Consider the following 22,450-nt stretch of genomic DNA (forward strand, 5'->3'; position numbering starts at 1 on the left):
TTTTTATTATCTATTCGGGTCAGTTAATAAACACCGCAAAGCCATTAATACCCGTCTGGGATTTTTCCGGTGCATAGCCATTCCCAACCAATAAGCAGCTTCCTCCTTACCCATAGCTTCAACTCCCTCCGCACAACAACACATATTTTCTCGGTTTCGCATTGGTGCTAATACCCGAAACATTAAACCCATTCTCAAAGCATTTTCTTCATCAATTTCAAATTCCTTTTTTTTCCCCCTTTGCATATTTGGTAAATCAATATTTATCAGTTTTAACTGTCGCAATAAACGATTTTCAATTAAAGCTAAATTTCTGCCTTTTAGTCCAGCAATTCGCCGGGGATGTTTGAGATGGGGTGTAGCTGGGGCTGGTAACTGCCAAATTTCTAAAGATAAATCACTACCTGGGAGTTTTTCAACTTGTAGCTGGTAGTGAGGTTTGCTCAAATTATTGGGTAAATTATCATGGTGATTTGCTAATTGAATTAGGGGAGAAATAGAAATAGTCATTGTTTAACCCGCCTCTGCATAAGCTTCGACAAAAGCAGCACCCGTAGCAAATCTAGCTAACTTTTCCGTCATCTTTTCTGGCTCATCTCCATTAAGGTCTAAACCATTAGGATAGGTTAAATTTAAAGTTATCTCTACATCTGTCTCAGAAGCTGCCCGCAGTTGGGGTTGTAAAAATTCTTTAATTGCTTGGACATCATTCACCTGTCCAGTAAATTCCATGCTGAAACTACTGCCATTTTTAGTTTCATAGGCTGCTGTCAGCTTCACCTGTTTTTCGGCATTGGTGGCATTGTTAATGGCTGCCAGTAGCTTAAAACCATCATTACTGTCAAAAATTCTTAAACTCAGTAGGCTAATTTTTTTGATTTTTGCGCCTTTAGCATCTTCCCAGATTTTGGTTAAGGCTTCACGCAAAGGGGCTTCGGCTTTAAATACTCGCTGACGGGGTGTAGCTGGTGGAGTAGGTGGGGTATCACCGCCGTCTGTACCTGTATCAGTGGAGTCTGTCCCCGAAGCATAACCTCCCCCTGTTTCCCCTGCTTTAGTTGTTCCAGTAGCACCACTATCACCGCTTCCACTGTTTCCGTAGGAGCTTCCATCTGGATTTTGGTTATCTGTTGGGGTGACGGGACGACGTGGCCAAATACCATGTTCTTTGGCATAGGCCATTGTAAAAATAATTGACTGTTCATCAATTTTTATGTCCGCGTAGGGGTCGCCTTGTCCTAACAGTAAATCCCCACTTTGATAAATATAAATTCCTTCTTGTATGCCCTTACGCACCATTTTAATAAAAGTATCATCACTTAACATGATGGGAAAGCGGGGGTCTTTGCGAAATTCACCTCTTAACCCCGCAGTGCTGATTTGTCCTTTTTTTAAGGGTGTATTGTCTCTGACATAATTAGGGGCTGATGGTTCACTATTAGCAGTAAGTAATTTCTGCGCGTCCTGTAGTGCTTTATTAACTTCCTGCTGTCCATTCCCCGGACGCTGGGACGCTGCGGGTAAATCAAAAACTATGTGGGCTAAGTCCACATTGGCATTATCTAAACGATTTTTAGATGGATAAAATAAGTGGCGATAGCATTGTTGAATGATAATTGCTAATTCTTGTTCTGATTTTTGATGAAGTTCTTTAACTTTATCCTGCTGGTGTTCTGGTAATTGTGCCAAATTGTCTGGTGTTTTCATCGCTTCTAATGCCAAGCGATACACCATCTTTTCTTTCATTTCATCACGGCTGGCATCGTCAGCAACCAAAAACACTAAGTTATTCTTTAAATCACGGTATTTACCTTGAGAACCTTGGGTAGTGTAAATATTTTCGACTAACTGTGGTACGGTGACGGCTTCATTGCGAACTGTTTCTGCATCGTAGCTAATTAAAACTAAGTTGGGTCTGCCATCTCCCACGTCATCTGCGACATCATAAGCACCTCCAGCAAAGGGAATCAAATTAAAGGTATTGCCTTTAAAAATTTCCCGAATTCGGTCTTGTAATTCGGTTCTGGCCGCGTTGGTGTCTACTTGCTTTTTCTGGCGGTTAATTAAAACAGTGAGGTTGACTTCTGTTAAAAATCGTAACGGGGCTGTGGGGCGATCGTCTAAATAAGCAGATTCAGCAATAAACTTTTGGCGGGCATCATTGATAAAACCCACATCCATACCAGGGGCTAAAATGCTATAGCGTAAATTTATGTCATCTATTCCCTGTAAATTTTCATTAAATGCAAAGGTATGCCAAAGAATACTCCGGGCAAGACAAGAAGCGTAGGGTGCTAAACCTGCATACCATTTAGCATCTAACTGTTCTGCTAAGGAAACTCCTCCTGTAGTTGCGGCTACGTCATTTTGAATTACGGGGTCAAATCTCCCTAGTTCCAAACGAGTGTTAATTTCATCCCGAATGGGATTATAACCGGGGTTGACATGATGTAAATGAATAGCGTAGGTATTGGCGGGTTGTTCTTGCCAAAGATGGGCTATTGTGCGCGTTAATAATCTCAACATTCCCCGCACACGCTGGAAGGTACTCAAGGTGGAAAGTTTATCAGTGAGTAAGTCCATTAATGCAGGATGAAAAGGAAAGCCATTTTGAAAATCTGTTTCCCTATCTGCATTTATCCGTTCCGTGGGTAGGTAGCTACGATGGGTAATCCACAATTGTTTATAAGTATTAACTACCTCTTGTACTGCACTCTGGTCTATGTGGGCAAATAAGCGACGGCGTAATACTTGGACTGTTTCTTGTTCTGTGGTGGGGTTAAGGAGTGTAGCTAGTCTTCCTGCGACTTTGGTAGATTCGTCTAATTTTTCAGCGACAAATTCATCTAATCTTTTGGCTACAAATTCATTTTCCTGAGAATAGGCATCTGTGGCTTTCCCTTCTTTACCAACTGCTAGGGTAAAGACTACACAAGCTTTTTCTGAGGAACTAACAGCTTTAAATAAAGAGGTGAGAAATGGTGTCAGTTGGTCTTGCTCTGGTCTACCTTTAATTTTGCGTAAATATATAGATAATTCGTCTAATAGGATTAAAACTGGCTCGTTGCCAAATAATTCTTGTATGGTAGCTGCCCCTGGTGCAACCTTTTCAATGTCACTTTGACGAACTTTTTCATAACCTGCTACTCCAGCTAGTCCATAAGCCAGTTCTCCCCAAGGTGTATAAGCCCGTAAGTCATTGCCCAAAGGTCTGCCATTTAGTGGATCTGCATTTTCGCCATCAAAGGAGGCCAGTCTAACTTTGACTGTGGGGACAAGTGCCGGATCTATAAATTCTTGGACATTGCTTACACCTTGCATCCCCTGGGCGGCGTGGGTAAGGGCAATAAGACTGTGGGTTTTTCCACCACCGTATTGAGTATCCAAACGCAAGACGGCAGAACCACCGTTTCCTTGCAGCCGTTGACACACGGTTTTTAATAATGTTTTTAATCCTTGGGTGGGATGGGTGTTATCAAAGAACAGGTCAGGCTTGGCATATTCTGGAGGTGCTGTACCATTGATGACTTGAGCTAAGTCGGCGGCAAAATCAGATTCACGAATATTTCCTTTTAATATGTCAGCACGGGGGGTACAGATTTCAAATAAGGTTTTCATGTATCTGATTTTCCTTGGTCTTTTGGTGTGACGAAAATTGCTTACTGCTTATCCGCTTGAGCTTTATAATACTAAGATAATCGCAATTACAGGGAAAATACTAGCTTTTTAATTGATTTTGTAGAAATACTAATCCGATTTGAATCATAAACTCACTCGTGAAGGCTGGGCTTCATAGCATAGGGCATGGGTTTTGTTCACATCTCATTTGTTGAGAGGGCGATCGCTTCCGGCACTGATACTGTTGGCGAAATTTTCTTAGAGGAAAATCGAAAAACTAGGCTATTCACCCAAATAATCTATCACAGCTTCTAGGTCTAACATTGCCTGATTGAATCTATTTAACATTGCTTCTGCTACTTCTGGTTCTGCATCAACTTTTGCTAGTTTTTCTCTCACTACAAAGTTCAGGGCTTCTACCCATAATGCTAAATTGGTGTGCTTGGCTGCTTTTAATAACCCCATATTGGTAAGCACTGCTAAATGAAACCCAAGCTGGTCTTGTCCACCGTATCCCATGTATCCGTTACTCAATTCTAGTTTTTGGGGCGTGAACTCTGCATATTGGTCAAATGTAATTCCACTGGGTTCTAATTTTGGTTGTGGTAATGGTGGTTGAGTCATAATGTTAAGCATCTCGTAATTTTGACATTTCTAATATACAGTCATTCCAAGTGACAAGTTCCTGAATAAATTGATTTTTGATGTCTGTGTTATTCCAGCCTTCAACACTAAACAACCAGCGACTCAGAAATCTTCCTAAATTAGCTAACTCAAAAGCATGGTCAAATTCTACATCTGGGGTAATCCATTCAATAAAATACATTGTCTCTCTAATCAAACTTTTAACTATTTCATTATTACCAGTATCTTGTGATAAGGACTGAATTTGTGTTAAGTGAGTATTTAGATTATTTAACTTGATATAAATAGCATCTTTAATAAAGGTTTCTTGTTTATAAGTTAAGTTAATCATACTAAAAACTCCATAATAATTGCAGTTACTTGTTCTCTGATTTTAGCATCCAAAATTTCCATTGACCGGTTTAGTCAAGCAAAAATGTCCGAACAATTTATAAAAATAAAAAATAGGGTTCAAAATATGAAAATTAACGATAGTCACGTAAGTTCAAGTATTTTATTAATCTGGACTAGAAATTGTCAACAGTTGTTGCATTTAACAACCATTCAAAAGCAATTTACAATCACGCTGATTAATTGCAACTTTCCCTAACTCCAAAATTACAGCCAGTGGCACATCAACAGATTTAGCAGCCTCAGAAATAGTAACTTTGTTAGTGCGTAACAATGCTAAAACCTGCCGCACTTTAGAAACAACAGGATCATTTTTCTGAGTATAACCACGATTAATAGCAATTCTTAGCCCATTTTCAATATCATCAACTGTAGCAGTGCGATTTTTATCTATTAATAATTTCTGTTGTCCAGGAATTGCTTTTGCAATTTGAATACCAACATAACCAGGTTTTCCCCGATGGGGAATGATATCAAAATTGTAAAGTCGCTTTTGTCCTTGAGAATCTACAGTTTGCACCAGTAAATTAGTAATAGTAGTAGAGGTAGATTGGGGAAACTTCAAAGTTTTGATTACTCTTAAAAAAATGGTTGTAGCTTTTCCACTATTTAAATCTGTATCTGTAGTGTAGACCAGTCGTGAAGGATCTGCTAGTAAAATGTAAGCAATAGTTTCATCCGTTTGACTAAAACTGATAGGTGTAGCACGTCCAGGAGTGACTTTAACTTGAATTTTATTGTTAACAGCTATATCCCTTTCAATCAAGCGATAAGCAGGAGTTTGTGCTTGGACAACAGGCACTATTCCGCCAAACAATAATACACTACTGGCAATGATTTTTATAGCAAATAATTTCATATCTATTTGAGATTTTGAATTAAAAATTTTGATTTATCTAAAATGTAAGTCTTCAGTCGTTAGCTATCAGGAAATGGCTATAGATTGACTAAGCAGAAGTAATACAGCACGCTCTGCTAAAAGATTTCAATGCTAACTAAAATACAAAGAATGAAAACCAAAGCACAGAGTGTAAATTATCTCAATTAAGGGGGAGCATCCCAAATGTATAAATTGATTTTTTTTATTACATAAAATTCTCCAAGAGCCTGATATGATTGTATCCCTAACGGGAGCCGGAGGCATTACCGCAAAGAGCGCAAAGGACACAAAGGTAAGAGAGTTTCAGAGATTTTTTGGTGTTGCTGCGGTTATTTTTCAAAATTAGGATGCTCGCAATTAATGTGCTAAATTTTTGTTTTTACAATTATAGGCTGACTACTGATTACCGATAGCTGAATGCTTACCTTTCAACTTTCAAAAAATTATTAACAACAACTGAAACCTCCGTACCTTCAGGTAGATACTGAATATTAGGACGTTGCAGCAATTCCTGAACAGCTTGGTCAGAACGTCTCGATAAACGCTGACTTACCGGACTAAAAAATCCCTCCAATGCAGCAGCCCATATCTGCGGGTCAGCATTAGTAGTAACCGTACTTTGATTAAAATTACCACCAGAAACAACAGTGCTAGATTGAGTGCGGGGTTGATTAACGATACTGCCCACTCTTCCCAAACTACTGAGTAATCCCACCAATAAATCTTGTTTGGCAATATCTGACCCTGCATCATGCAGTTTTTGAGCAAGTAATGGACGCTTATTTCCACCGCGAATTAATAGAGTATTCGCTGGTATTGTTTCCTGTTTAACTGTACCTTGGGAATTAGGATAAACCAATGCGATCGCAGTAGCGGAAACCAAGTTACTCTTACTTACAGATGTAGTTTTAGCAACCACAACAGTACCAGCAGGAAACGCAACCTTACCATCTGTAGCTTTGAGAGGTTTAGTTAACTCCACAGCAAAGCGGTCATTAGCATTTTTACCAGCTTCATCCCAAATCATCGGCATGATCACTTTAGCAGATGCAGATGTACCCAATGCTACATCCTTATTGTTGCTTGTATTGGCATTGATTAAATCAACAGGAGTACGGTTGAGAATACCCATCATACCAGGTGTTAAATCAGTTTGACTATCAACGCTTTTAGAACCAATCAAAACTGTTTCTAGTTCAGTTTCTTCGAGGGCGGGTGTACCTGGTTTTAAGGTTTTAGTAGCTGGATTACTTGATGTCAGTTTTTGTTGAGTTGAGTCTGTTGAGTTACTAATTTGTGACTGTCCCAAACTGGCTAATTGATTCCATTGCTGTAAAGCATCAGCAAGACTTTCAGGTTTTTCTACTGATGGCTGAATTGTTTGTGGAGGTGTATAACTTACAGGTGCGGAAGAATACCTTCTAACAACAGGTGGAGGTTCAGCAACTCTGACAGCAGTCCTGCGCGGTGAAACAGTCTGCTGTACTGTCCGAACTGATGGTGTCGGTTTTGGTTGTGATGTTTGACTAGGAGAGGTAGTGGGAACTGGTTCTACTTGAAGTTGTTGCTGTTGATCTTGAAATGCTAATCTGCTTTTGAGTTCAGCAGATTCATCTAAATTTGGTTCACTGCTGGGAGTAGGATTAGCAGTTTTCACAGCTTGTTTAGCAGGAGGTTTAGGTTGTAAAAATCCAAACCAAAGCAATGAACCAGAACCAATAACCATTCCTACCAAACCAACTACAAAAACGAGACGGACACCTGGTTTTTCTGTTAAAGGTCGCTCTATTGCTTTTTCTTCATCCTGTTTCAAGCGATATTCTTGAGAAATAAGCCCAGTTGCATTAGGGTTATACCCTGCCAGCATTTGTTCCTCTTCAGGACTAATATTTTCTTCCTCTTCTACAATGTTTTGAGTCAAACGATGATGACCGTTATTAGTATTAGATTCTAAGGAATAATTGGCAGAATTACCATTGTGGGAATTAAATTCTTGATTCTGATTTGTATTTTCCATGATTTTACTTTTTTACTTATCAACGGTTTAATTAATTTTGATTAAGTTCACACAAACCTTTAGATGAATATTTGTTATTCTTGTTATTAGCTGACTGCTGATAGCTGATTGCTTACTAATTAACGACGTTGTTGAGGATTAAAATCAACCATTTTAGTAATTTGCAACCCCGAAGAACGCATTTCATAAATTTTCTGTTCTATTAAAGAAGCATCTTTTCCGAGTGGAGAACGGGGAATTTCTACTGCTTGAACAGTAAATGTCCGATTAAAAGGAATACGTTCATCTCTACCAGTAGAACGGTCAACTAAAACACGAGTAGCAATCATATCTATTTCCCATTCTCCTAATCTAATTGCTCTTGGTTCTGATAAATAGGAAATAATTGTTGTACTACGAAGTTGACCTGTAAAAACACTCGTTGGAACTAATTCAGCAATCTTTGGTAAAGAAGCTTGAGCAAATTTCGATTCTAATAGTAGAGAAGCAAACCAAGTATTAGTAGGAATGCGTTTTTTACCAACTTGAATACCTGGATCTGTTTCTTCAGTTATTACCAATTTGTTATCCCAATTAAATGTTAGCGTTGTCCAATCACTAACAACTTTTTGAATTACTGCTGGATAACGCCAATTGCGTTCTTGTTCCGAGATATAGATAGTTTGACCATTTACTAACTGAGCAAAGGTAGTTTTGCGTTCAGCAATTTTATTGACTTTAAAAGCAGTAAACAATGTCAATAATAAAATTAAACCATTGAATGCTGTTAAACACAAGAAACAAATAGCTAATAAATTTTTGGATTCCGGTAATAGCGGAGATTGTAATCGTTTGATTTGCATAGCTATCTCAGTTTAATTGCTGGGTAAAATACTAAAATACAAAGATTGTAAACTTTTGTTGCCAGATTTCACATTTTTGGAATTACAGCAGTTTTCTTGTTAAAGTGCCACACTTAAATGTCCAAAAGGTTTATGCAGCAGGGGTTATACGATTTCATTTTGTACCAAACAGTTGAGCAAAGTGCTGTAAACAATTGTCAATTATCAATTGATAATTCTTTCCCATTATATTCTCCTGCTAATTACAGCTAAATACAACTAAAAAAATTATGCCTTCCAAGTAATTAGTATTAACTCCTGCGAATTAAAGCAACGCTAGTTGCAGTACCAATAGCACTGCTGAAAACATCAATTAAACCTTTAATGTTGGCAGAAATACCGTTATAAATTGCCATTCCTCCACCTCCCGCTATCAATACTGCCAAAATTGGAGAAAAGATACTCAAGAAAAACATAAAAGCCACATCTGATGCTAATGCTGCACCTGATTTAACTAAAACAACAGCTGTTAAACCGACTAAAATGTTATATCCAAGTTGAACTCCAAACAAGGAAATAAACCCAGTTAACCAAGCCCAAATAGGACGACCTTGTAATGGTAAAAGTGATAAACCGACTGCTATAGGTGCAAATAAAGCAGTTAGCAATAATGCTGCTTCTAAAATGTTAACAAATCCCCATTGTAAGGCATAAAGAATAAAGCGAATAATGGGAATAGCAGTATCTCGAAATACACTACCTGGGTCATTAACAAATTGTACCGCAGTGCCAATTTGACCGGGTAAAGTCCTAGACCAAAGGAACTGTGCAAAATCCTCTAATGGTTGCAGTGGAGATTCAGCTTTCTCTTCAGCTTCTGTAACAATTGCTTCTGCTTGTTCTCGCTTTGAATCCCAACATTCAATTAACTCCTCTCCAACTTGTCCTTGACATTCACTGTAAAGATTTTCTAGCTGTTGTCTAGCAATACTGCTGATAGTTACATTAGCGATCGCCGATTTGAATGTCAACTCACTAACTTGAATTTCCAGGATATTCTGTACTTGATTATAAGCAAATCCTCGGATAAAAATAATGGTTTTGGCTAAAAAATTACCATTACCACCAAGGAATATCATAATTACAAGTGGCCAAACAAAAATAGCTGCTAATTCTGACCAAGATTGTTTTTCAATAATTTCCTTTCCCGTTGTTAGTGCCACAAATAAGATACTAGCTGCTCCCAAGGTGACACCTAAATCAACTAAGCCATACCATAAAAGAGATGAGGGATTTAAGGTAACTTGCCAAACTAAATTCCATGATTCAACGGTAGCACGAGATAGTTCTAAAGCACTGGAGACAATATCTAAAGCTTGAGTTTCTCCACCAGTAACAGGAAATGATTGAGCAATTAGGTACATCATACTTTTTAATTTTTACAAAAGTTTTAGTTGAAAAAAGTTGTTTTATGCAAATTATTGATAACTTACGAAAAAGTCACACAATATCTCATAACAGCAAATCAAAAGGATGATTAAAATCAATACTAATCGGTTAACAAAATCAAAAATGATTAACCCTTTGAAATATCATCTTGTGTCATATAAAAAGGCTTAAACAAGTAGTATTGTGAGTAAAATAAAAGTTGAGTAGGGTTTTCAGATACAGTAAATTGCAGGTCAATGAAGGTACAGATAGGAATAGTAAAACTCTTATAATGTGGGTATCTTACCTACAATAGATGTACCTCACTCAGACTGATATCTTTCAAGTTAATTATCGTTACCCAAAGTCACGCCACCAGGCATCATTAATAAACCTGCTTGTTGAGACATAGCATTACCAGCAGCAATACTTTTTCGTCTGTCAGCAGTATTGATAGCTGCAAGTTCTTTAGCTGTTTGAGTAATTAAAGTATTGTTTAATGCTCTATCAATTCTTGCTTGTTGTGCCTCTTGAAATATTCGTTCATTAATTTGACCATTGAGGGCTGTTTGTTGAGACAAGTTTTGTAAAATTTGTTGGGTGACATCCAAACTCTGGGACTCTTCTCCTAAGTTAATAATTGTTTGAGTGTCTTGTCGAGTAGCTTCTTTAATTTGAGCCATTTGAGTTTGGGCGTTTTCTCCTAAAGTTGTTTGATTAGCAATTTCATTCACAACATTCCTAGTAGTATTCTTGCCTATATCTTCTCGAATACCATAAGAACTTTGACCATTGGTTTTATTTTCCAAAATTTCCGACAATATAGCACCTGGACTTTGATTAACTGTTCCAGATAAAATCTGATTCCATAATTTAGAAATATCAGGAATTTGGAATGCACCAATTGTTGAGTTAATCAAATCAGTTATGGGGCTGAATAAGTCTTGTTGGACAAAGTTTGTTACATCTCCAATGAAGTTATTAATTTGATTTTCAGTATTTTCCACCAAAATACTATTGCCGTTAACCGCATTGTTGTTTGCTACATTGTTGTTTGCTACATTGTTAGGTTGGGTAGCAGCTAAGGTTGGTTTATTAACTGAGTTAATACCCAACACTAAAATCATGGTGATGAATTGAATTGACATCCATTTCAGTTTCATAATCAAAATTCCTTTAGCTAACACTTTTTTGGATTTTAGATTTTAGATTTTAGATTTTAGATTTGGGATTTTAGATTGAAAATACCTAATCGTTCAGGACTTACTTTTTAGTTTCATAATCAAAATTACTTCAGATAACACTTTTTGGGATTTCGGATTTCGGATTTGGGATTTTAGATTGAAAATACCTAATCGTTCAGGATTTCGTTTTTAGTTTCATAATCAAAAATCCTTCAGATAAAACTTTTTTAGATTTTGGATTTTAGATTTAAAACGCCTAAACCTAATTGAATTGTTCAGGATTTTATTTATTGAAAACTTAGGGTCAAGTTATGATTCAAAAAATCGGATGTTGTGAATTGAAACATTAAGCTCACATTATGATTCAAAAATTTTGATGTTGTGAATTGAAAACTTATGCTCACGTTATGGTTCAAAATTTTTAATGTAAGTGTTAAATAGCTGCTGCTATGCTTCCTTTTTAACTAGCAATTAAAGGACGATTTTCAGCCTGTTCACCAGAATTAAATCGAGAATGCGATGTATTCACCATAGATACCTCCTGTCCAATATGTTGAAAACCTTTGTTTTCCTTCAAAGCACTGATATAAGCATCCGTAAAAGCTCTGAGTCCTAACAGCCTACCTTTAGGAGTATTTGGATACTGTGCCATTACCCGTGACCTAGCTTCTCGCTCATCTTGGTTATTAGCAACACTAGCCAACATCATTTCCCCTGGGTAAAAACGAGTACGCCAAAATCTACCACCTGTTTCTACTAACCAACAGGAATAAAGGTCACTGATACGTGGTAAAAACGCTTCCGTGGCATTTTGGCTAATGATATGGGCAGGATAACCCAGATAACGCTCAAAAGAAGCAACTCCAGTGCTGGTAATGCGTCCAGTAATTCGGTAAGTCATGTTTTGCATGATTTGAGCGCCTGTTGCACACTCGCAGATCGTATCTGGATCTTGGGATAGTAGTAAAACTGCAATACCTTCCTTACGTCCTGTAGCACAAGTTTCACCAATCACTTGAGCAAAACCATCTTTACGCAACAATACTGAAAGTTCATCACCAATAAACAAACTTTTAGGATGGGATAAAGCATTGCGGATGCAAGCAGTATGAGCATTAATCGCCATCAAGTACGCATCTTGTTCGTTACTTAACCCGCTCAAAGCAAAGAATTTAATCGCTGGTTCAGGGGAAAATGTACTGGGACGTGCGATCGCTTTTCCCAATCTTGACGATAACAGCGCACTGACCTGATTTTGAATTTGGTTGAGTGCTTGCCGGTCAATCTCTTCAAATGAACGCAGATTTAGACGTTCTCGCGTACAAAACTTGATAAAATCCGGTAGGGTAGGGATTTGCTGCCATTCTGAAGAACGCCAACCCTTCTCAAATGCACGGTTATAACGAGCAATGATATCCGGGTCTTTGAGAAACACATCCAAAGCCTTGACCAGTAAAGCGTCAACTCTTTGGGATAGATGAGGATTTTCAACTTTACCCATAGCGATCGCTAATAACGCCTTGCGTATAAAATCCTTCCAAGACTCCATTCGTCGTTCCCGTTCTGCTTTATCAAACCGACGCAAATCTGGCGGTTCTAATAAATTACTACTGCCACTGGCAATGTCATAGTATGCACCCTGTTCTCCCAGTAGCTCAATCGCTGTTTTAAAAGTGCTGTTACCTCCGGCGGAAATATCCATTCCCACTACAGGAATATTGTTCACTAAGGCTTCTTCTGCAAATCGCCACCCCAAAACACTCTTTCCTGAACCAGAAGTACCTGTAATTAAAGCCCGTCCAATTTGTTGATGAAACAAATCTATGTAAATAGGTTTACCACCTCGACTGGTAAAAAACTCTACACCCTGTTTATCAATATCTTTAGGTACGGTCAGAGGCATCAATCCGGCAATTGTTTGTGTATCAAGTGTCAACCGTCGCTCACTTAAATTGCCATCATGCAATAAGCGTTTGCAGGTGATAGGTAAAGTTTGTAACCATATTTCCCAAGCTATGTTACGTTCACGCAGTACCTTGGCGGTTTCAAAACTGTTAGCCAATAGATTGCAAGCATGAGTCAATTCCTCTGTGCTGTTACGGTATACCAGGAATACTGGCGCACAATGTAAGGCTTTTGTACCTTCATACAGTCGCCGTTGTGCTTCAAATGATTCTTCTTGCTTGATTTCTGCACCAATGTCACGTCCCTGACCTTTGGTTATGGCTATGGTGCGGGCTGTTTTAGATTGCTTGGCTTGACGGGCAAGGTTATCTTGAATGAAAAAGTCATTAACACGGCTGATTTCTATCCATGCTTCTGTATCATGGACATAACTGGAAGACAGTATTTTCCACATCCACTTGAGTTGTTCTTGAGCATTTGTCCAACCCAGTGGCGGGTCTGTCATTGTCATTACACCGCAGACTTGACCCTTGCCTGTGAGATAAACTCGATCATAATCTCCACGATGTTCTGGACTTGCGGAACGTCCTTGTGTACCTTCAATGAGTAGTGTGCAGATATGTTTGTTTGTGGTTAGGGTTTCTGTGAGTTGTATTCCTGTGGCTGTTTCTTCTAAGGTGATAACCTGGGGAATGGGAGGTGCAACACCTGCGTTAAATCTGTTCCACAACCATTGCCATAAATCTGCTGCACTACATGGTGTGATTTCTAAGCCTATTTTTGTATTTAGTAATACTTCCCATTGAATAAATCCTTGTTGAAAGCCTTGTAGTAATAGCTTTTTAAAGAATGTTTCTTGGTATATTCGTTTGTTGCCTGTGATTGATTCTACTACCCAAGAGCCTAGATTACGGCATTTTTCAATCACAGCACCGACAAAATCTTTTTGTTGGGAATTACCTTGTTGATCACTTGTCCAGGTACAAAAGGCTATTTGCTGCCACTTTTGGCGTGTACCTGCGTTTTTTAATTCTTCTACTCGCAGTTGTTCGTTACGAATGAGAACAGATATGGGTTTGAGGTGACAGTCATCTGCTAATGTATGAAGTTGGGTTTGACGTTGAGTATTATCACTGTAACAGCCTGTACAAAAAGTGATGCGTTCTGCTGGTGGTATATCTTTCATTCCTTCAGTAATAGCATGGGCAAATTCGTTGATTTCACTTTCATGCAATATGTCGTGTAGTCCAGCAATTTGGAATCCAAATATAAGTTGATATTGTGATTTTCCTTGTTCTAATAATAAAGCTGCTACTTCCCGGTCATCTTTTTTGATTTCTGCAATACAACAGATATTTACTTCATTTTGAAAGGGCATAAATCTGTTTTTACCTCCATATTGATTTGGTACAATTAGGGGTTTATGTCGAATGTTGATTTGTGAATCACTGTAACGATGACGTAACCAAGGAGGACGGTTTTCTGGTATTGGTGAAATGTAGATATTGTTGGCGTTGTACCATTCATTTCCGGGTGGTTTACGCCATCTGTCTAGGAATTGATGGGGTTGGTTGCCGGTTAATATCCACCAACTAATAATTAGCCAGAATGATGTGAGGAAAAACCAACCTATTCCTAAACTGAGGAAACCATTGGTAGTCAGGTAGGAAATTATGATGATGGCAATCCAGGGACCTAGTTGTTCTGCTAGTATTGGTCCAATGCTGGCTTGTTTACCTAGAATTCGATTAACTTTGATAAATTCGTTATGTGGATTGTTTTTCATAACTATTAACGAAGACAGGAGGCAGAGGGCAAGAGGGCGTTATTGTAATGGGGATTTTTTATCCTGATTCAAAGATTTTTCACTTTTAAATTAAAGGGGTTATACCTGATTATTTCGATTATCAATTGATAATTCATAATGAATAATTAGTAATTATCAATTGTTCATTCTTAATACAGCGTTTTTCAGGTTTATGAGGTACACAGATAAAAACGAATCCCATTCCCCCTGAGAATAACCTGTACCTCATTTACTCCAAAAGTGCTGCATTAAGAAATAATATTTTTGATTTTTGACTTTCGACTTGTGAACTTAAACGCCTCCTCCTGTACCAGTGCCATTGCCAATAAATATAAAAGTGATGACATCTATAGCAATGACAATTGCAAAAGCTAAACCAACTTGAGTTACAATTGGTCGCCAATCATTACCTTGTTGTGCTTGGTTATAGGCAAATAAAGAAGCAGCAGCAACGAGTAATAAAAATGCACCTCGAATCAGGTTAAATGTTAAGCCAACAACGTTAGCATCAAGTGTAGCTGCACCTCCTCCTCCAGCTTGTGAACTCTGTTGGGCAAGTGTTACAAAGAAATTTTCTAATCCGCTTAAAAAAATGGCATAGGTGGGAGTTATTAGGGTATCAAGTAAAGCGGTAATTGTGATAATTGCAGTCACAATATGCCAAAAACGAATTTTTTTACCTAAATATTTTTCTAAAATTGGTACTGTGCGAATTACATAGCCGATACTCAAGAAAACAATACTGGCACATCCCAAAATGGTTACAAATATGGGTTTTGTTGCCAATAAATAAATTGCTGTTGCTAGAGATATGAAAATGAATGATAAATCAGTACGGTTTATTTTCTGGTTTTTCATGTTTATTACTGAGTTAGCAGATGGCAGTAATTTAAACTGAAAACTGCGAGATTGTGTGTTATTCATTTTTCTTTCCTCTGTCAAATTCAAATGTTTATCAAATGTTTTAAATTCAACTGTGGTTAAAAATTTGTGATTTTGGTACAATGCACGGTGTCAGCAGTTATTGAAGTGAACCAAAAAACACATCTTTAATTTTGTTTGATGAAAAAACTTGCCACTATGGATTACTGCTATAGCAGGAGGCAGAGGGCAGGAGGGAAAGCCTTGTTATATCTAGGTTTCAAGGATTAATAATGTCCTAATTATCCTGGCTACAGCTATACAAACAAATATTCTGACCCCTGACAATTAAACTTGAATTTCTGATTTTTTGGTTTGATTTTTAGTTTGTTTTTTCTGCTGTTTCGCATTATTTCTATCAGCTTGACTAGAACGAGTTGATTGTTGATTGTCTAGTAATGCTTCCATTTCTCTAAGTGGGATATTACATTGTTTAATTTCTGGGGGTTCTCCTGGTACTAAAGCTGCATCAAGCACTTGTTCGTTATCACGGTTGGGGTTAAATCCTTGAAGTAGTTGTGTACCATTAGACAGTTTCACCACTTCAAAATCGTACTTGGGTTTACCATTTTCAGCCCAGGTAAATGTCGGTTCTTCATCACCATTAAATTTGTTAGGTAGTTGTTTTTGAAACTTTTGCACTAATGCTTGGGCGGTGGCTTTGAGGGCGTATTCTGATTTTGATTGTGGTAGTTTACAAATACCGATTTTTTCATCAGAGGTGAGATTATCTTGTGTAATTTTCCACTGCCCATCAGTGCAAGTACCCGCAAATAATGTTTCACCTTGGGTATTCTCCAAAGCAATGGCTACGTCCGCAGATATTCCTGTTTGTGCTGTTTGTTTACTCTGTTGTTTTACCCCCTGTTGTTTTACTGTTAAAGTTTTGTTGTTGGAAATAGGAATACCATCTTCAGGAGATTTGTTAAATAGTTCACTGGCAACATCAGCAAATCCCACTAAAGCATCAGCACAGGCTATTTGTTGTTGCTTGGTTTGGCGTTTTGTCAAATGTCCTAAAACGTCGTTTTCTGGTTGGTTCTTGGAGTTAGCTTGAACAGTTTCATCAGTAGTTTTTGATTCAGTTACAGAACTATTTTGTTGTGCTGCTATTTGTTTTTCCAGTCGGTCAACTATCTTTTCTAAACGGTCAAGTCGTTGAGAAATATTTTGCAGGTAATCTTCGATTTGTTGGAGTTGTTCAATGATGCTGGCATCTTTATCTAACTCAAAAGGTTGAGTTTGATAATTAGGATCTATAGTAGAACCTAACTTGTCTACTTTAGAGCCGATTTTCATGGTGGCTACTGCCAGTGGATTATTTTCTGTGGATGCTTCAAATGTTGAATCTGGTAAATTTTCAGGATTTGAAGAATTTACAGAGTTTGAAGTATTTGAAAAGTTTGGAGTAGTCGAAGATGTTGCAGGATTTGAAGGATTTAGAAATTCTGATGATTCTGGGTTTATTTCCTGTAAGCGACTGGTGAGGTTATCTACTCGGTCATTCTGCTTTTGTAGTTGTTTAAGAATTCGTTCCAGTCGTTTTTCATCAGCTTCGGCTGCCAGTTGTTCTAAAACTCCTTGTCCTACAGCTATTCCTAAAGTTGCTAGTTGACCTGTTAATCCTGCTAAGTTTACACCATTTACTTCTCTTCCATTTGTGGCTGCTGTGGCACTTAAACGGGAAGCTTCATCTAGTGGTTCTCTGGATTTGGATTTTTTGGCAGCAGTTTTATTTGTTTGGGTTTTATCTTGAGTTTTAGTTTGTGTTTTGGGTTGGGACTTACTTGAGGTTTTAGTTGAGGTTTTGGTTTGAGTTTTACTTGCGGCTACACCAACACGACTCTGAGGTAATTCGTCTTTTTCATATAAGTCGTCTTGGTCGTCTAGTTCATTGTTGAAATCGTCGTTTAATAGGTCGTCTAGTTCATCTTCAATTTCATCTATTTCTTCGTTTTCCTCATCTAAATCTAGTAAATTATCATCTAAATCATCAAGTTCTGTTTCTGCAAAGCCGCAAATTTCAGCGATGTTGGAAGGGGTGAAGTAGTTTTCGTCTTTGTCGGTTATTCCTTCTAGGTTTTTGAGCAGATATTTACCACTGGTTCTATGACTAGGGTCACTGATAAGGTAGAAGCGATAGCCTCTAATTTCTTCATCATCATCTCCTCCTACGCAGAGTTCTACGGTGATGGGTGCTTTGCCTGATGCTTTGCTGTAATTTTCTACACAGGCTTTAAAGTCTTCGTGGGATTGAATAGAACCGTTTTCTAGTGATTGAGTAATGGCTTTATCGAGTGTGTTTTCTATATGGCGGAGTTTGCGGCGGTCTGTCAGGTTTTCCCATGAGCGAGTTTGTGTTTGTTTTCGCTTTGGTTTGGTTGGTGTTTTGGTAGCCATAGTGACGATGACGCTGGTTGCCTTAGTTGGTAAGGTAACAGGGCTTTGTCTTTGATGGCATTGACCTTTTGGCTATTTCTTTTTTGTCCACTTGGCTATTTGTTGACAAAAAGTATCATCCATAGATGAAAGCAAAGTTATTTCATCAATTCTTCACGAGAAATTCATACTAATTTACGTAAAAGCACTATATTAAGCATTGTGTAAAAAGATTTATTATGTATTAATATAAAGTTAAAAACACTAACAGTAATTCTAGGATTGCTTATCAATATGAATAATGAATATATCCCCGTTAATCAAGAAATACCTCCTTTGGGTACAGAGTATCAACTAACTAATGCAGATACTATTACTCCAATCTTGCCAAAATCACAAGGTGCAATTAACTACCAATCCGAAGTTATCCCTAGTCCAATTGAATATTCATTACAAGAAAATCAGCAGTTTACACTTGATTCAATAAAGACTTTAACAGGTGAAATACTCCGAAAATTTGCCAACGATGATGATCTATTTGTACAAGTTTTAAGAGATAAAGCAAATACACCAGAAATACAATTAGTGCGATCGCAGTGGTTAGTAGGTGATTTTAGTCAATTGCCTTTCGTGCAAGTGCTTTCGGCTGCTGATATGAATGGTGCGGTTGGTGCTTATGATAGTGCCAATAACAACATTTATCTTTCAGATACATTATTTGGACTCAGTGCTGCGCCACTCAATTCAGTCAATGGTGGAGTAGGTGTTCTAGTTGAAGAAACTTTCCACTGGTTAGATAATCGAGTAGGTACAGATACCCCAGGTGATGAAGGGGAACTAGCGAGAAACTCGGTTTTTGGTGTACATCTGAGCAATGCTGAACTAAACCGTATTAACCAAGAAGATGATCGTGGTTATATTACTGTTTATGGGCAAATAGTACCTGTGGAAATGGCTGTTGTGAGTAACACAGCAAATACGCTGCAAACGGCTCAAAATATTGGAGTATTAGGTTCTACAACCCAAGTCTTTACAGGATTTGTTGGAGATAATATTGTTCATAATTATCTGAAATTCCAAGTTACTACACCCAGTGTATTCTCGGTTGAATTAAGTGGATTAACAAAAGATGCCAATGTTCGTTTATTGAATGCACAAGGTAACTTCATCCAAGCTTCTTATAATAAAGGTACAGCAACTGATTCTTTTACCTATCAGTTAGGTGCAGGAAACTTCTTTGTTCATGTTTACCGCGAAGCACCAGGGGACAATACAAATTATACTCTTAAGCTTTCTGCTCCACCTGTAATAAATCCTTCAGATTCAGCAGGAAATACATTAATCACTGCTCGTAAGTTAGGTGTTCTTAATGGTTCACAATCGTTAAATGAATTCGTAAGTCCAACCAATGACTCACTGGATATATTTGAATTCAATTTACCTGAATATAGTAATTTTAATGTAGCTCTTTCAGGGATGACTGCACCAATCTCAATGAAGTTACTGGATTACAATCAGAACATAATTAAAAACTATGATCCGTCAACTCCAGGCTCATTTGAGATTTTACAAAATCTACCAGCAGGAAACTATTATATTGCAATTGGTAGTAAATGGGCAGATACAGCTTACACGCTAACAACTAGAGCATACTCTGATGTCGAGAAATATATTGATTTTTCTCAATCAATATCTACAAATGAAGTTCATACTCGTACAGGCTGGGTAGGAGATATAGATGTGCATGACTTTATCCCATTTAAAATTTCTAGCGGTGGTAATATCAAGTTGGATTTAACTGGTTTAACTGCCAATGCAAATCTACGGCTTCTGTACTACCCTGAAGGTACTTATGAGTCTGTTCCGTTGTATGGGAATTCTATTGATCCTGCATTTGTTTCAAAATTATCTGTCGTACAAGCATCCTATAATCTAGGAAGCAACCCAGAAAGTATTTCTCATTATCTCGATAAGCCTGGTAAATACTTTATTCATATCTATTCAGAAACACCTCAAGATAAAACTTTTTATAATTTAGCAGCATCATTTATTCCTGATTATGCAGGAAATACCCCTGAACAAGCTCGTTTCTTAGAGATACCTTACAATTCCAGTATGGGAGTGAGCGATCGCGTTCATGATGGCGATCGCCAAGACTATTATCAGATTGGAGTTGGTGTAACCAGTGATGTAAGGATTGCGTTGCAATCAAAGAGTGCCGATGTCAACTTAAAGGTATTTGATAAAAATTTCAACTTTGTTCAAGCATCTTACAATCCTGGAACTATTGAGGATGTAATCACACTTAAAAATTTGGCAGCAGGTGCTTACTATATATTGGCTTATCAAGAAAAGTCTGGGACAGACAGTGAATATACATTACAAACATCTATCACTGGGCAATATCAACCAAGCACTTCGGGTGGTACAACAATTTCTTTGCCATCTAATACTTCAAGTCCTCAGTGGCAAGTGCAATATTTCAATAACTCCTCCTTAAATGGTACGCCTGTCTATTCTGAAGCTATGGGTAATCCTTCTAATGGAAATAACAGACTCAATTTTGCATATTATTGGGGAGAAAATGCACCTAATTCCACCCTTTCCAAAGATAATTTTTCTGCTCGTGTTAAAGGAAGTAGCTATCTTGACTCTGGAGAGTATCGGATAACTGTTAATGCAGATGATGGGATTCGTATACGGGTAAATGGACAAACCATCATCGACAAATGGGTTGATCAGGAAATGAAATTTGTTCACACTGGAACCTTTTCTACTACAGGTGGAAATGTTCCTATTGAAGTCGATTATTATGAAAATACTGGCTATGCAGGACTGAATTTTTTGTTAGAGCGAATTGGTGATGTACGTACTAATCCTTCACCCAACCCAAGTCCTACGTCTACTTCCTCAAATAACAACTTGCAAGGACAAGTATTAGGAGTAAGAGAACAAAGAGAGAGTGAAACTTTTATTTTAGGAGCAGCTGATAGAATCAGTGTATTAGGTACTAAGATAAGTATACAAGTTGAAGATCCAGTTCTAAAATCTCGTAATCAGCAACTTCAGATTGTTAATAAACAGCTACAACAAGCATGGCTTCCTCAGCAAAAACTAGAGCTATCATGGCTTCGTGATGATATACAAAAAGCTAGAAATGAGGTTGCTAACCAATTAGGTGGGGATGGAAAGTTTGAAGTTACCTTGAGTCAGTTTGGTACACAGGCTAAACCAGTGGAAGCAGTAGATGATACTTGGATTGTTATTCATGGTTGGAATAATTCACCTGAAACTTGGAGCATCAAAAATCTTGCTCAAGCTGTTCAAAATTATAGTATTGCGAAACCGCAACAAGTTCTTATGGTAGACTGGAGTGAAGCTGCTAAGACCGGAGATAATCTAGGTCCACGTGGGGTGATTAACCTTGCTCATGCAGCAGGGCGTATAGAGTTTGTAGCGGATGCAGTTGTAAAACTTATCAAAGAAGCCAAATTAGTAGGAAAGAGAATAAACTTTATTGGACATAGTTTAGGAGCTTATGTAGGTGCTGAAATTAGTGAACGTTTAACAAACTTGGGTGCGAAACCTGAGCAATTAATTTTGCTTGACCCCGCAAACAACTTTACACTTAATACTTTAGGTAACTCTTATAATCCTAATGTTGACTACAAGAACGTAGCGAATTTTTCTAGGGCTTTTTATGGTAGTGCTGCTGGTGATACTGCCTCAAAAGCACATGAAAGTTTCAAAATAGAATATAACGGGCAGTTCTCCAATCCAGGAGCAAGACATGGAGATGTAGTAACACTTTATGCTAATTTTCTCCAGCGTCCTCAAGGAGGAGTTAGTCGATATTTTGGATTGGAAGATAATAAACCTTTAGACTTTGTGAAGCACGATCCAAACTGGGACTGGAGCGGTCAATGGCGTGGACTAGATGGTACTATTAAAGCTGACTGGACTTCTGATGGATGGATCTATCCACAAGAATTTTACTTCAAATCTTCTAAGACAAATAAAGATGAGACTTACAAGGAGTATTCACAGCCCACTGATGGGATTCCATCAATTATTTGGGTTTGAGGTTTCAATGGTTTTGGAAGTTTGAGATGAGGGAGTAATCGCTTTTTTGGAAATGAAGGGAAAGTGTTTGCAGAGGTTGTGAATAACGGAAAGTGCGCCACTCACATTTCTCTTCTCTTCACTATGCTAACATCTTCTCAAATAAAACCTATTGTATAATCTACTGCTTCAACGCATCCGTGCGATTGAAGCAATAATCTCCCAATCTTCCCGCATCAAAATTACCCCAAACATTTCGCGTAACATCTAATAATTAGAAATAAAATCTCTCAGTATCAGCAAAAATTTTTATTAGTTGTGAAAATTGATAAATTAGAGATATAAAGAATATATTCAAAAAATAGTCAAGAGAATTTAATATGACAGGACATT

The 22,450-nt window shown here is 37.8% G+C and carries 13 protein-coding genes; 1 reads left to right on the forward strand and 12 read right to left on the reverse strand.

The genetic code is table 11. The features are described 5' to 3' along the window. Positions 1-6: 6 nt before the first annotated feature. The 12 genes from ACLLO5_RS26855 to ACLLO5_RS26910 all read right to left on the reverse strand — a co-directional run bounded on the left by ACLLO5_RS26855 (position 7) and on the right by ACLLO5_RS26910 (position 18,016). Positions 7-510: a hypothetical protein gene (locus ACLLO5_RS26855; protein ID WP_217385627.1), complete on the reverse strand. Its 504-nt coding sequence runs from the start codon at positions 508-510 to the stop codon at positions 7-9. 3 nt (positions 511-513) lie between these two features. Next, positions 514-3,618 carry an ATP-binding protein gene (locus ACLLO5_RS26860; RefSeq protein ID WP_413176226.1) on the reverse strand — a complete coding sequence of 1,035 codons (3,105 nt, stop codon included), beginning with the start codon at positions 3,616-3,618 and terminating at the stop codon, positions 514-516. Positions 3,619-3,900: 282 nt separating this feature from the next. Then, entirely contained in the window at positions 3,901-4,242 is a 342-nt protein-coding gene (locus ACLLO5_RS26865) for a hypothetical protein (RefSeq protein WP_413176227.1), read from the reverse strand. Positions 4,243-4,246: 4 nt separating this feature from the next. Beyond that, positions 4,247-4,594 (reverse strand): hypothetical protein, encoded by a 348-nt coding sequence (locus tag ACLLO5_RS26870; RefSeq protein WP_413176228.1) that lies wholly within the window; start codon positions 4,592-4,594, stop codon positions 4,247-4,249. A 201-nt stretch (positions 4,595-4,795) separates the two neighbouring features. Then, positions 4,796-5,512, reverse strand: coding sequence for a hypothetical protein (locus ACLLO5_RS26875; RefSeq protein ID WP_413176229.1), 717 nt, complete (start codon positions 5,510-5,512; stop codon positions 4,796-4,798). A gap of 442 nt (positions 5,513-5,954) precedes the next feature. Next, the gene (locus ACLLO5_RS26880) at positions 5,955-7,550 is read right to left on the reverse strand and encodes a hypothetical protein (RefSeq protein WP_413176230.1); all 1,596 of its coding nucleotides are present in this window, start codon (positions 7,548-7,550) and stop codon (positions 5,955-5,957) included. Between the two features lie 119 nt (positions 7,551-7,669). Next, positions 7,670-8,392: a hypothetical protein gene (locus ACLLO5_RS26885; RefSeq protein WP_413176231.1), complete on the reverse strand. Its 723-nt coding sequence runs from the start codon at positions 8,390-8,392 to the stop codon at positions 7,670-7,672. Positions 8,393-8,682: 290 nt separating this feature from the next. Beyond that, the gene (locus ACLLO5_RS26890; protein ID WP_413176232.1) at positions 8,683-9,798 is read right to left on the reverse strand and encodes a hypothetical protein; all 1,116 of its coding nucleotides are present in this window, start codon (positions 9,796-9,798) and stop codon (positions 8,683-8,685) included. 348 nt (positions 9,799-10,146) lie between these two features. Beyond that, a complete protein-coding gene (locus ACLLO5_RS26895) occupies positions 10,147-10,962 on the reverse strand; it encodes a hypothetical protein (protein WP_413176233.1) in 816 nt (271 codons plus the stop codon). 481 nt (positions 10,963-11,443) lie between these two features. Beyond that, positions 11,444-14,674 carry a hypothetical protein gene (locus ACLLO5_RS26900; RefSeq protein WP_413176234.1) on the reverse strand — a complete coding sequence of 1,077 codons (3,231 nt, stop codon included), beginning with the start codon at positions 14,672-14,674 and terminating at the stop codon, positions 11,444-11,446. A gap of 312 nt (positions 14,675-14,986) precedes the next feature. Then, positions 14,987-15,619, reverse strand: coding sequence for a hypothetical protein (locus ACLLO5_RS26905; RefSeq protein ID WP_413176235.1), 633 nt, complete (start codon positions 15,617-15,619; stop codon positions 14,987-14,989). Between the two features lie 285 nt (positions 15,620-15,904). After that, entirely contained in the window at positions 15,905-18,016 is a 2,112-nt protein-coding gene (locus ACLLO5_RS26910) for a hypothetical protein (protein ID WP_413176236.1), read from the reverse strand. 273 nt (positions 18,017-18,289) lie between these two features. Here ACLLO5_RS26910 and ACLLO5_RS26915 point away from each other — a divergent pair, with 273 nt between their 5' ends. Further along, positions 18,290-22,078, forward strand: a complete 3,789-nt coding sequence (locus ACLLO5_RS26915; protein WP_413176237.1) for a pre-peptidase C-terminal domain-containing protein — start codon at positions 18,290-18,292, stop codon at positions 22,076-22,078. Positions 22,079-22,450 lie beyond the last annotated feature (372 nt).

The organism is Anabaena azotica SJ-1, from assembly GCF_047275885.1.
Taxonomy (GTDB): Bacteria; Cyanobacteriota; Cyanobacteriia; order Cyanobacteriales; family Nostocaceae; genus Trichormus_B; species Trichormus_B azotica_A.